A 13137-nucleotide genomic window follows, 5' to 3' on the forward strand; every position below is an offset into this window, starting at 1 on the left:
AATTAACCACAATTTAACATCATAAAAATCATAGCAAATGAAACTTAAATGTATTGCTGTGTCACTTGTACTGCTCTGCGGCGGCATTATACAAGGACAGACGATAGAAGAGTTGCCACACGGCATAAAAACGGTCGTGGACTCTATGGTCATCAATCTTGAGTTCTTCACTCCGTCCACTGTACGAGTGACAAAAGTGCCGGAAAACTTGAAAAACGAAAAAGAGAGTTACTCTGTGACAGCAAAGCCACAAGACGTGAAATTTACCACATCACGCAGCGGTGACAATATCACGCTTAAAAGTTCGAAACTGAAGGTAACCCTCAACACAAAAAAAGGAACGGTATCATTTGCCGACAGCAAAGGCGGATTATTGCTGAAGGAAAAAAACAACGCTATGTTCACCCCCATGCTTGATGCCGGAGTACCGTCATTCAATGTGAAGCAATCATTTGTACTTGATAAGGAAGAGCCCATATACGGACTCGGAAATTATGAGAACGGCAAGCTGTCATTACGTAATTTCTCCAGAAGACTTATGCCCGGAAATATCGAGGACGGCATACCGGTCATTCAATCAATAAAAGGATACGGTTTATTCTGGGACAACTACTCCCCCACCGTTTTCTCCGACAATGCCGAAGGCATGACATTTGACTCCGAAGTCGGAGACTTGGCTGACTATTACTTTATGTATGGAGGAAATGCCGACGGAGTGATTGCCGAGATGCGCACACTGACCGGCACCGTGCCCATGTTCCCGCTATGGACCTATGGCTTCTGGCAAAGCCGCGAACGCTACAAGTCGCAAAACGAGATTCTTGAGGTAGTTGACAAACACAGAAAACTCGGTGTGCCCATCGACGGCATCATACAGGACTGGCAATACTGGGGCAACAATTACCTGTGGAACGCAATGGAATTCATGAATCCGGAATTCAACAAACCGCAGATGATGGTAGACTCCATCCATAACATGAATGCTCATGCCATAATATCAATATGGTCTTCATTCGGACCCCAGACAAAGCCTTACCGCGAATTGGACGCCAAAGGGCTGCTTTTTAACTTCTCCACATGGCCGCAATCTGGCATAGCAGAACAGTGGCCTCCCCGCATGGACTATCCTTCAGGTGTACGCGTATATGATGCTTACAGCGCCGAAGCCCGCGATATTTACTGGAACAACCTGAAACGCCTCTTTGACTTTGGGCTTGACGGATGGTGGATGGATTCTACCGAACCCGACCACTTCGATGTCACATCTAAAGATATGGACACCAAAACAGCATTAGGCTCATTCCGCCGTGTACGCGGCGCATACCCGCTGATGACTGTAGGCGGAGTATACGACCACCAGCGCGCAACCTCCGACGACAAACGCGTATTTATTCTCACACGTTCGGGATGGGCCGGACAACAACGTTACGGATGCAACGTATGGACCGGCGACGTCACCTCGACATGGGATATGCTGCGCAATACCGTACCGGCTCTTATGAATTTCTCCCTTACCGGAAACCCCAACTGCAACTCCGATATAGGAGGCTTCTTCTGTAACCAATACAACAAGCGTTCAGGCGACAACTCGGCACCGAAAAACCCACTTTTCCAAGAACTTTATGTGCGCTGGCTCCAGATGGGTACGTTTACTCCGATGATGCGCTCGCACGGAGCCGACATATTCCGCGAGATATATTACTTCGGCGAAAAAGGCGAACCGATTTACGATGCCATTGAAGAGGGCATCAGACTTCGCTACTCACTGTTGCCTTACATATACTCTACCTCATGGCAGGTAACAAACAACAACGACAGCTATCTACGTCCGTTGATGATGGACTTCAAAGCCGACCGCAAGACATGGGAGTGCAACGACGAGTTCATGTTTGGGCGCAACATACTGGTTGCTCCCGTGCTGAAAGCCCAATATACGCCTGAAAAGATAGTGAAAGCCGATGAAAACTCAGGTTGGAACATAGCCGGCGACATGAACAATGAAAGCCTGAGTACAAAAAAAGTCGATTTCATGGCTCCGTCATCAACAGCAGTGTATCTGCCCAAGGGTGCAAAATGGTATGACTTCTGGACAAATGAACTGATACCCGGAGGCCGCACAATCGAAAAAACGACTACAATCAAGACTATTCCATTGTATATAAAAGCAGGCAGCATAATGCCTTTCGGTCCTGATGTACAGTATTCGACAGAAAAGCCTTGGACCAATCTTGAAATAAGGGTATACCCCGGCGCTGACGGTTCGTTCACTTTATACGAAGATGAAAACGACAACTACAATTACGAGAAAGGCATCTACTCCACCATCGACTTCAAGTGGGATAACAAAGCCAAGACCCTTACAATAGGCAAGCGCAACGGCGAATATCCCGGAATGGATAAAAACCGTAATTTCAACATCGTACTTGTATCGGAAAACTCAGGTGCAGGCAACAAACCGATGAAAGTCACCAAGTCGGTAAATTACTCAGGCAACGAACTGAAAGTAAAGCTCTAAATTATTTAGATTCACAATAAAAGTGAGGAAGCGCCATTATGACCGCTTCCTCACTTGTTTATTTTCTATTGTTGATGTCCGATAAAAGTCAGCACAGATAATCCGGAGCGGTTAAAAAGACAGTAGCACACAGTTCACTCAATACAGAATATTCTTACTATCGCAGCGGCAGCAATAGCAACGGCAACGGAGATTAAAATACGAATCCACATCTTTAGTTTATTGCCGGTAAGCCAATAGCCGGCGCCTAATATCAAGCCGGTAAATACACCGACGAGAGTATGGCTCCAAGTTGGGAGTAGTGCTGAATTTACAATATACACAACCACTATAGACACGCTAAATATAATCGATTTCCAATTCTTCATATCTCATTATTTTATTTTTCTGAAGCAATCCTTTATTTTCTGACAATACGTCTTACAGATACTTTCAAAGCCTTCTATCCATAAATCAAAATGTGAATTATTTTATGATTTTGCGGGCGAGAGCCGGTATTTTCAGTATGCCGTTCAATATTTTGACAGGATAATTTTTATCGGTATTGACAATAAGCCGCAACCGGTGACCACAGCCGGGGCAATGCATTTCATCAACAGAAAATCCTTTATCGATTACGTGGCCGCACATCGGGCACACCGCCTCCGGGTCACGCAATTTTCCGGTCGTAAGATCCCACCGGCGACGCAGCACGGTTACAGGCAATTCGTTAACCTTATGAGCAGGATCGGTCGCGAACAGTGCACAATGGCAGTCATGTTTGGCTACGGCAAGTCCTTGCGCGGTACTCTGCCAATAGCGCTTAGCTTTGGCATTGTGAAGCGACGTAAACTGCAGTCGAGTCCCGTCAACATCATAAAGCGATATTGTATTGTCGTAACACGACACATATAAATGTCGATCATCAGCCACAGGCAGCACAGACTCAACATTATTCAAACGGAAAAGAACCTGTCCAGTTCTACTATCGACAACCGACATAGTGGCACCAGTGTCTATAGTAAACATATAACGACCCGATGCGGAAATACTTATACACAACTCTCCGTTTTCAAGATATCGGTCAACAACAGTCGAATTTACAGGGTGAAACAAACCTCGCACATCATAGTTGTCGTATCTCCTGTCTTCATATTTTCTAATAGCCTTAAGCGAGAACTTACCGTCCATTTTCTTCCCGTGACTTACTACTTTGCATGAAGATAAATCAATCATAGGTCCGGAAATGCCTACCGATACGAATCTGTTATCGGGCGATAATGCTGCCACCTTGTATTCATCAAGGTAGCAATCCTTTTCAATTAATAGTTCTTTTACAAAGTTTCCGGTACAGTCAAACAAATACAATGACATATCCGATCTAAATAGCCAATCACTTGTAATGACAACAAACCAAAAGCTGTCACTAGTAAACAATATAGATGAAGCCTGCGCACATATTTTATATTTAGATAATAGTTTATTAAACTTTACATCATAAACAAATATAATAGACTCTTGATTTGTGTATGTACAATAAGCGAGATACTTACCATCAGGAGATACTGCCGAAGCCGATACATAATGACAATACTCTGACCGGTCGACATCAAGAAACATCTCATCGTACTCTCCGGCAGAGTTTTTTACCGTCAATACGGGGACACGTATTTCACCGGTCTCCCACGCAACATTCCGGCCAATAGATACAACCATAACATCTCCGGAATAAGACGCGGAAAAACTGTTTATTCCAGAATAATTACCATGATTATTTACCGCAAAGCTCTTACGCAACTGCCGGAAATCAAATACCTTTTTATTGCTTATTGACAACGCCCGTGTGAAATCGGGGGTCACTTGATCTACAACGTGCATGTTGCCCTGTTCAATTACCGACAACATAGTATTGGCAACTCTCGCAATCTGATATGCCCCGCTACAGAGATAGAACAGATAAAAATCCGATGTTCCGTGAATAAATTTCACCGAATTAATAGGAGCTTGTCGATAATGCTTCCAATATCGTAATCGATTATCTTGAAAATTAAATATTTTACCCTGATCACCATCAATAACAGCAATATGCTCCGAACATCCGATAATTTTATTACGCGAAAATGACCAACTGGTCAATCTCGGTTTTTTATCATATTTAAAAGCTACAGTATCGCTTTTAAGAGAAACGAAATCGCAGCAACCTACAATACTATCCCATTTTTCCTTTTCCCTTTCCGGAACTTCCTTTATGTAATATATCCAAAGTCGGTTTCCTGACGGGGACAACATTCCCTCATCAGCCGAAATCCATGTATAACTGCGGGAGGTAGCGATTTCCACCCTGTATGTTTTTATTGTCGGGCCTCCGTAAGCAATGTATTGTCCGTTCTCTGACAGACTCATCCATATGATACCCTTATTGAATATACTAAGGATCGGTATCATTCCCACCAATTTAAACACTTGGATTCTTTCAGAATAATGCATGGCAAGAATTTTTTCGTCAGCAGATATGGCGTAAGTAAACGGTTCTATAAATATAAATATCGTTTCTATCGTACCTGACACAAGATCCAATCGTTCGAGTATAGGATGTCCGTCGGCACCTGTTACTATACGATACAATTTTTCACCTGACGGGTTGAGCCACGGATACCGGCCGCAATTATCTATGCTGAATAGAGTATAACGCTCACTGTCGATATTATTAAGTTTGTCACGCATCAATTTCGAGTAGAGGCGCTCTGGCGGAATTTCCCGCAACGGGTGTCCGTCCCAAAGGTTAATCATCCTCGCCTGAAGTTCAAGTGGCGACAATGGCGGCATGTTTTGTCCTACTGACCATGACTCCCGAAACGCCTTGTCATCCAAACTCGTATAGCTTACAAAATTCTTCATCTGCGAGACAAGTTCCCGTCGACGTATATCGCCCAATTCGGTATATATAGACAACAGCCGATCATATTCACTGACTATCGTATCGGGAAAGTACTTTTCTTTCAACAGAATATATCGCTCGTCGGAAAGTATACCCCATAGCTTACGACCTACAGCTTTACGGATTGACATCTCCTCCTCTCCGTAAAGCGTGCCGTCGAGCGCACTATCAAAAGCATCGTCTAAAGAGTGAATATCATCCACCGGGGCATGTACGGCATGAACAAAGTCGCGTATGGCGAGTTTGTTCTCTTTGAACAAATTTTCCTCATACCAACGCACCTGCAGCTCGCTCGCATGCTTGCGCTCATCTTCGGTAAGCCAGCGGTATTTTATAAACTCGTGTATGGCATCATGACGCACTTTAACCGCCACTCCTATGGATGTGCTGCGCGAAACAAGTATCACACGGTCAAGGTCATAAAACAGGCGGCTCCATATTATAGGCGGCACACTTTTGACATCCTCCTGTATCCATAAATGAAAACTGCGTTCCATAAGTTCGGCCTGCAGTTCATAGTCTGACGCAAGAAGACCGTTAAGCGAATTCACATCAACACCATCGCTGCTCGTAACAATCATGGCAAGCGCTAGTTGTGTAAGTCTACGACCGTGCATCTGCGGTGAGGCGAGCCTGTCAAGTATCATCGAGCACATAGACACATAGTCGCCCGGAAGTCCGGTAAGATCCATAGTCGAGTCATAATGCTGCAGGACCGACGACAAAAGCGACAGATACAGGGCTGACTGCTCTTTGTCGCCCAACAGCACCTTTAGCTGTGCCAACTGAAAAGACTGCAATCGCCTGCCCGCAGCTTGCAAACGCGATACAACCACCCGCAACGCATCACTCTTAATCGCTTCGAGATGCATAACATGTAACCGGGGATGCTCCTTTGGGAAACGTCCCTCCGTGGTTGACGTTATGATGATTTTTACATTGGAGGGCAGTAACTTTTCTTTGTCAGCAGCCCATATGAGACTGTCAAAATCATCATATCCTGTATTGTCAAGCTGATTAAACGCATCTATTATAATCAGATACCGTTTATCATGAGAAAAACGATGCGCTTCATCCACAAGATTGACAAACTTTTCATATGGCTTACGTTTATCCTTTCGATACCGGTCGGCATACTCCCGGTCAAAGCAGTTACAGACCAACTCCAACATTGATTGAGCACCGGAAGAGCGCGGTGTAAGGCTACTGAAAAACGGCATGACACAATAGCTCTTATCGGCGGTATACAGCGACACGACCTTAGCCATCAACGCACTTTTACCAAGTCCGGAATCTCCCTTAATCCATAACGGCATATCCGGTTCAGTCGAGTCTACGTATTCTCTTATCTTTTTAATGTCATCGGCTCGTCCATAAAAACCCACGGCCTCCGATGCGGCATATTCTCGATGCTCAAACAACTCGTAGTCTATATCATCGACAGACTCGCGAGATACCTCTTTCTCAACTATTTTCCGTAAATGCTCTTCAATGGTTTGCGAAAAACGCGATGCAAAACCGTCAGAAAGATATTCCTCCCACGCAATATTTTCTTCGTAGACATTTTCAGGCTTGGCCAGTTCCGAAACTTTCCTCCTCAATCGGGCTATGTACTCCAATCCTGACGCATCACTGTCATAATATGCGACACGTTTATCGTCAGGCACATCCTTAAGCGAACGCATGTAAGCAAACACATGGTCGGATGCATGAGCGGCATCAAGAGCCCCTTTGCGTATCTCCATCTCCGTGGCCGAACAGTCGGTAAAGGGCAACTCACGGTAAAACAGTATAAGCAACGGCAACTCGACTTCACGATGAAAACGTTCGCCGTCATACCCGGAACCAAGACGACTTTTCAGCACATAGGCACCCTGCATAGTCAGGTCATTGTCATCGCGCACATACCAGCGGTCAAGCAGTTCTACCTCTTCCGGCATAGCCGCTTCGTATACACGCCTCATGTCAGCGATTGAAATCGTCTCAGGGAGCGGACGCCAACCGTAGCGCTCGCCGATAAGCATTATAAAATTGGGGCGTGGTGACAGTTTCTGACATTGTGCAAGTTCATTAAGGCATATTGTCATTGTACGGTTGTCTTCGCCGGCATCAGGACTTATGCCCCACCGCAGATCTATGTATTCTATCTGCCAGCCGAGACTCTCGTACTCCTTGTCAAGGCGCTCTATGACCTTGCGCAACAAATTGCGCTCCACCTCCATGTCAGAGAAGGTGGAGCTTATAAAAAACCTTATATACTTATGTCTTAAAACAGACACTGTCTATTTGCGGAAAAGATTTCTGAAAAAGCCGATGACTATCCAGACCCAGCTGATACAGGCACATACCGCAGCTATCCACCAGTCTACAGTATACATAGTCGTATGTAGCGGCGCCGAAAGCAACCATGAACTGTCAAACCTGCTTATAATCCAGTTTGGGACAAGGAGGCCTCCATGTATAAGTCCAATAAACCATCCATATTCCTTAACGGGATTTATAGAAAGGAGCCACGCGGACAAAAGACCAATGACCAGAGGCCATAATAACTGCAAAAATGCTTTCATGCTTTTATAAATTTAAAGGTCGTGCATTGAATTAACATAATGCAAATATATGATAAATCTTTACATATTCCTCACATTTCTGATTAAAAACATTCTATCGGATATTTTACGAATAAAATTTTGTATTATTATATAAACTGACTAATTTTGCAGGTGAAGACAAAGGGGTGCCGCACACCTATGCGAGCTGAGATCATACCCTACGAACCTGAAACGGTTAAGACCGGCGAAGGGATTGTCGGATTGTAGTCCAACAAATTTTATCAGGTGTGCAACAGCCTTTTTGTCGCTAACATTGTTATTAGCATAAAAGGATACATGTTCACTTACCGCACAGCACTATCCATAGCGGGCTCCGATTGTTCAGGCGGCGCCGGTATTCAAGCCGATATAAAAACCATGTCGGCTCTCGGTGTATATGCCATGACCGCAATTACGGCTATTACAGTACAAAACACATGCGGAGTGACCGAAGTTCAAGGTATAGCCCCGTCGATTGTATACGGACAAATAAACGCCATATTCAATGACATACGCCCGATGGCGGTAAAAACCGGCATGCTGTTTTCAGCCGATATTGTGAATGCTGTTGCCGACGCGCTGATTGAAAACAGAGCCGAAAACATTGTTCTCGATCCTGTCATGGTAGCTACATCGGGTGACAGACTGCTAAGTGACGATGCCATAGCGACGATTATAAAACGGCTTATACCGCTGTCGACAGTCATTACTCCCAATATTAACGAAGCCGTGGTGCTGACGGGGACTGACGATCAGGTTCTGCAAAGCCGACGACTGCACGAAATGGGAGCGCAAACCGTATTGCTCAAAGGCGGTGACCGCATAGACAAAACGGGAATATCGGCCGACCTACTGTCACTTGCTCCGGGTCAAAAACTTATACCGATAGAAAGCAGACGAATAGACACGGTCAATACACATGGCACCGGTTGTACACTATCATCGGCAATAGCGTCATTTTTGGCCAAAGGTCATGAAATACATGATAGTGTCATAAAGGCCAAAAACTATATATATGAAGCTCTAAAAGCAGGAGCGCAGATCAAGACAGGAGCCGGACACGGGCCTGTAAACCACCTATACTCACCTGTCAAACTTGAAACAATCAATAACTAAACTCCAAGTCATGAACATTACTGTAAACAACAAGCCGTTAAGTGTGCCAGAACACACTTCCCTTCAGGGAGCATTGAATCTGGCAGGCATTGACCCCACAGACATAGCGACCGCTCTTAACGGAGAAGTTGTGTCATTGACCGACCGCGACTCCACAATACTAAAAGAGGGCGACACCGTTCTCGTCATAGAACCGTTCTATGGCGGATAAAAAGGCGGTGCTTATAGCCATAACACCTCAAGACGTGCGTCACGACGAGGCAAGACAGATAGCCACCATACTTGACGGAGGCGCAACCTTTGTGCACCTACGTCATCCCGGAGCCACATATAGCGACATGAAACGTATTATCGAAGATATACCACAACGTTATCATTCGAGGCTTAGGTTGCACGGGCATTTCGAGTTATTGAACGAATTCAATCTCGGAGGCATACACCTCAACTCAAGATGTCCCCAAGCCCCGCTACTTTACCACGGGTCGGTAAGCCGTACATGCCATTCGGTCGAAAAAGTCAATGAAGCGGCACAATATGTCGATTTCGTGACTCTAAGCCCTATATGCAACAGCATCTCAAAACCGGGATATGAAGGAGCATTCACCCACGAGCAGCTATCATCACTTCCTCTCGGAAAAGTCGTGGCACTCGGCGGCATAACACCCGGGCATATATCCGAGCTGAAACAATATCCGTTTATCGGATATGCCGTACTCGGATATCTCTGGGAAGCTCAAACAACCGATGAACTGACACAGCGGCTTGATAAACTGACAAGTGCGCTATAATATAATGATACATATAATACAATGTTACAATTCATAACTCATCCTTCTGACAAATACTCCATAGCGGAAGAAGTAAAAATGGTGATTGAAGGCGGCTGCAAGTGGATACAGCTACGCATGAAAGAAGCCTCGTATGACGAACTGCGAGACACTGCCCTCGAAATAATACCGATATGTAGAGAAAACGATGTAATACTTGTAATCGACGACAACGTCGAACTTGTAAAGGAGTTACGCGTACACGGCGTGCATATCGGAAAAGAAGATATGTCGCCTGCCAAGGCCCGCGAGTACCTCGGGCCGCATGCCATAATAGGAGTCACGGCCAATACTGCGACCGATATAATAAATATGCGCGGCATTGACGTAGACTATGTGGGTCTGGGACCCTTTCGCCACACTACGACCAAAACAAAACTATCACCTACTCTCGGCATTGAAGGTTATCGCGATATTATGTCAGAAGTCACAAAAGCCGGGTCAGAACTTCCGGTTGTGGCTATAGGAGGTATAACTCTCGATGACATAGACGACATAATGTCGACCGGTGTACAAGGAATAGCCGTGTCAGGAACCATAATCAACGCTCCTGATCCGGTAGAATATACACGTGAAATCCTTTCCAAACTAAAACAGGACTGACACCAAACAACCAATTCAAGTTAAATAACACTCGTTAAATCAGATTTTAACAACATTATCACATCAACATGCATGACTCTTTGAACATAGGCGGACGCGAATTCAATTCAAGGCTGTTTGTGGGCACAGGTAAATTCTCGTCCAACAAACTGATGCTTGAGGCAATACTGGCTTCCGGTTCTGAAATGATAACAGTGGCGATGAAACGCATAGACATGGATAACGAACGTGGCGATGATATGCTACGCCATATAAATCGCGACAAAGTACAGTTTCTGCCAAATACATCGGGAGTGCGCAATGCCAAAGAGGCCGTGCTCGCGGCCAAACTGTCGCGAGACATATTTCATACTGACTTCATAAAACTTGAAATACATCCCGACCCCAAATATCTACTGCCCGACCCTATCGAAACCCTTGCAGCCACCGAGCTTCTTGCCAAAGAAGGTTTCAAAGTACTACCTTATATTCAAGCCGATCCGGTACTTTGCAAACGACTTGAGGAGGCGGGCACATCGGCTGTGATGCCGCTTGGAGCACCTATAGGCACCAATAAAGGTCTTAAGACACGCGACCTGCTTGAAATAATCATAGCTGAAAGCCGCGTGCCGGTAGTGATAGACGCCGGTCTCGGGGCTCCGTCACATGCGGCTGATGCCATGGAGATGGGAGCCGATGCCGTTCTTGTCAATACTGCCATAGCTGTTGCCGACGACCCGGTGGAAATGGCCTCGGCATTCAGGCTCGCGGTAGAGGCCGGACGCAAGGCTCGTCTTGCAGGACTTGGCCGACAGTATTCATCGGCACAGGCTACGTCGCCTCTCACTTCATTTTTAGAATAACGCATTTAATATCACGCAATGGAAATCAATGACATAGACCTTCAGTCATACCCGGGTTCGGAAAAAGTATATGTTGACGGCAAAATACACAACATAAAGGTAGCTATGCGCAAAGTCAGCCTCACACCCACTGTAAAAATTATCAACGGTGAGCGCTTGGTTTACGAAAACGCGCCTGTTTACATTTACGACACAAGCGGCCCATACACAGACTCATCAATAAATACAGACATAAACAAAGGGCTGCCGCGCACACGCGAGTCATGGACTGCAGAGCGTGACGACCTTGAGCAGCTCGACGGCATAACTTCAGACTACGGACGCAGACGTGAAGCGGATACTTCACTCGACAGCATACGCTTCACCCACCGCCATGCTCCACGCAAAGCACGTAAAGGAGCGGCGATAACGCAGATGGCACTTGCGCGAAAAGGCATAATAACACCTGAAATGGAATATGTGGCCATCCGTGAAAATATGAACAACGACATGCTCGGAATAAAAAGCCACATAACACCAGAGCTGGTCCGCGAAGAGATTGCCGCAGGTCGTGCCGTAATTCCAGCCAATATCAATCATCCCGAAAGCGAGCCCATGATTATAGGGAGTAAATTTCTTGTAAAACTGAATACCAACATCGGCAACTCGGCCCTGTCATCGGGCATAGAAGAGGAGGTAAGCAAAGCCGTGTGGAGCTGCTATTGGGGAGGTGATACACTCATGGACCTCTCAACAGGTGAAAATATACACGAAACCCGTGAATGGATAATACGCAACTGCCCCGTACCGGTAGGTACTGTACCCGTCTATCAGGCATTGGAGAAAGTGAACGGCGATGTTAATGCGTTAACATGGGAAATATATCGCGATACCCTTATAGAACAGGCCGAACAGGGAGTCGATTATTTTACAATACATGCCGGAGTACTTCGCGCCCATGCCGATCTAATCCAAGAGCGTCTTACCGGCATAGTATCGCGCGGAGGCTCCATAATGACCCAATGGACAGTACTTCACAATGAGGAAAACTTCCTTTATACACACTTTGAGGATATATGCGAAATTCTTGCCTCCTACGATGTGGCGGTATCGCTTGGCGACGGCATGCGTCCGGGCTGCATACATGACGCCAACGACAAGTCACAGTTCCTTGAACTCGACGTACTCGGAGAACTCACTGAAATAGCATGGCGTCATAATGTACAAGTACTTATAGAAGGGCCGGGACACGTGCCCATGCACAAGATACGCGAGAATATGGACCGCCAGCTATCATCATGCCACGAAGCCCCGTTCTATACCCTCGGTCCGCTCACCACAGACATCGCACCGGGATATGACCACATAACCTCGGCCATCGGAGCGGCGCAGATAGCATGGATGGGCACAGCCATGATATGTTACGTGACTCCCAAGGAGCATCTTGCACTGCCTGACCTCGAAGATGTGCGCAACGGAGTGATAACATACAAAATAGCCGCCCATGCGGCCGACTTGGCAAAAGGCCATCCCGGAGCACAGGTAAGAGACGATGCCATGAGCAAAGCCCGTTATGATTTCCGTTGGAAAGACCAGTTTAACCTGTCGCTTGATCCTGCTCGATCACGACAATACTATGTAGAGAGTCATAAAGGCGATGACCGTTTCTGTACAATGTGCGGCCCCAACTTCTGCGCCATGCGCATATCGCAGTCGGTTGCCGACAATTGTGTAAAATAATATACTTTGC

10 protein-coding genes and 1 riboswitch are annotated in these 13137 nt (G+C 46.0%); of the genes, 7 read left to right on the forward strand and 3 right to left on the reverse strand.

From position 1 onward, the window contains the following. Positions 1–37: 37 nt before the first annotated feature. Positions 38–2515, forward strand: a complete 2478-nt coding sequence (locus tag FW767_RS05800) for a glycoside hydrolase family 31 protein (protein WP_121699578.1) — start codon at positions 38–40, stop codon at positions 2513–2515. Positions 2516–2649: 134 nt separating this feature from the next. On the opposite strand, the gene FW767_RS05805 is transcribed toward FW767_RS05800, so the two are convergent. The 3 genes from FW767_RS05805 to FW767_RS05815 form a co-directional block, all read right to left on the reverse strand. After that, positions 2650–2883 carry a hypothetical protein gene (locus FW767_RS05805; protein ID WP_121699577.1) on the reverse strand — a complete coding sequence of 78 codons (234 nt, stop codon included), beginning with the start codon at positions 2881–2883 and terminating at the stop codon, positions 2650–2652. A 97-nt stretch (positions 2884–2980) separates the two neighbouring features. Continuing rightward, positions 2981–7711: a DUF4062 domain-containing protein gene (locus tag FW767_RS05810; RefSeq protein ID WP_147438782.1), complete on the reverse strand. Its 4731-nt coding sequence runs from the start codon at positions 7709–7711 to the stop codon at positions 2981–2983. A 3-nt stretch (positions 7712–7714) separates the two neighbouring features. Then, the gene (locus FW767_RS05815; protein ID WP_150980395.1) at positions 7715–7999 is read right to left on the reverse strand and encodes a hypothetical protein; all 285 of its coding nucleotides are present in this window, start codon (positions 7997–7999) and stop codon (positions 7715–7717) included. Between the two features lie 153 nt (positions 8000–8152). Further along, positions 8153–8251, forward strand: a riboswitch (TPP riboswitch). 66 nt (positions 8252–8317) lie between these two features. Here FW767_RS05815 and thiD point away from each other — a divergent pair. The 6 genes from thiD to thiC all read left to right on the forward strand — a co-directional run bounded on the left by thiD (position 8318) and on the right by thiC (position 13127). Next, positions 8318–9136, forward strand: a complete 819-nt coding sequence (gene thiD, locus FW767_RS05820) for a bifunctional hydroxymethylpyrimidine kinase/phosphomethylpyrimidine kinase (RefSeq protein ID WP_121699574.1) — start codon at positions 8318–8320, stop codon at positions 9134–9136. 10 nt (positions 9137–9146) lie between these two features. Next, positions 9147–9347, forward strand: a complete 201-nt coding sequence (gene thiS, locus FW767_RS05825) for a sulfur carrier protein ThiS (RefSeq protein WP_121699573.1) — start codon at positions 9147–9149, stop codon at positions 9345–9347. Next, on the forward strand, positions 9337–9924 hold the full coding sequence (locus FW767_RS05830) for a thiamine phosphate synthase (protein ID WP_121699572.1): 588 nt from the start codon (positions 9337–9339) through the stop codon (positions 9922–9924). The genes thiS and FW767_RS05830 overlap by 11 nt, the downstream gene beginning before the upstream one ends. Before the next feature lie 21 nt (positions 9925–9945). Beyond that, the gene (locus FW767_RS05835) at positions 9946–10566 is read left to right on the forward strand and encodes a thiamine phosphate synthase (protein ID WP_121699571.1); all 621 of its coding nucleotides are present in this window, start codon (positions 9946–9948) and stop codon (positions 10564–10566) included. A 68-nt stretch (positions 10567–10634) separates the two neighbouring features. After that, positions 10635–11408 (forward strand): thiazole synthase, encoded by a 774-nt coding sequence (locus FW767_RS05840; RefSeq protein ID WP_121699570.1) that lies wholly within the window; start codon positions 10635–10637, stop codon positions 11406–11408. A gap of 18 nt (positions 11409–11426) precedes the next feature. Then, positions 11427–13127 (forward strand): phosphomethylpyrimidine synthase ThiC, encoded by a 1701-nt coding sequence (gene thiC / locus FW767_RS05845; RefSeq protein ID WP_121699569.1) that lies wholly within the window; start codon positions 11427–11429, stop codon positions 13125–13127. Positions 13128–13137 lie beyond the last annotated feature (10 nt).

This window comes from Heminiphilus faecis (genome assembly GCF_008728965.1).
Classification (GTDB): Bacteria; Bacteroidota; Bacteroidia; order Bacteroidales; family Muribaculaceae; genus Muribaculum; species Muribaculum faecis.

Bases quoted from the DNA above. Each gene is read 5' to 3' on its own strand.
- FW767_RS05800 (WP_121699578.1), top strand. From the start codon at position 38: ATGAAACTTAAATGTATTGCTGTGTCACTTGTACTGCTCTGCGGCGGC.
- FW767_RS05805 (WP_121699577.1), bottom strand. From the start codon at position 2,883: ATGAAGAATTGGAAATCGATTATATTTAGCGTGTCTATAGTGGTTGTG.
- FW767_RS05815 (WP_150980395.1), bottom strand. From the start codon at position 7,999: ATGAAAGCATTTTTGCAGTTATTATGGCCTCTGGTCATTGGTCTTTTG.
- thiD (WP_121699574.1), top strand. From the start codon at position 8,318: ATGTTCACTTACCGCACAGCACTATCCATAGCGGGCTCCGATTGTTCA.
- thiS (WP_121699573.1), top strand. From the start codon at position 9,147: ATGAACATTACTGTAAACAACAAGCCGTTAAGTGTGCCAGAACACACT.
- FW767_RS05830 (WP_121699572.1), top strand. From the start codon at position 9,337: ATGGCGGATAAAAAGGCGGTGCTTATAGCCATAACACCTCAAGACGTG.
- FW767_RS05835 (WP_121699571.1), top strand. From the start codon at position 9,946: ATGTTACAATTCATAACTCATCCTTCTGACAAATACTCCATAGCGGAA.
- FW767_RS05840 (WP_121699570.1), top strand. From the start codon at position 10,635: ATGCATGACTCTTTGAACATAGGCGGACGCGAATTCAATTCAAGGCTG.
- thiC (WP_121699569.1), top strand. From the start codon at position 11,427: ATGGAAATCAATGACATAGACCTTCAGTCATACCCGGGTTCGGAAAAA.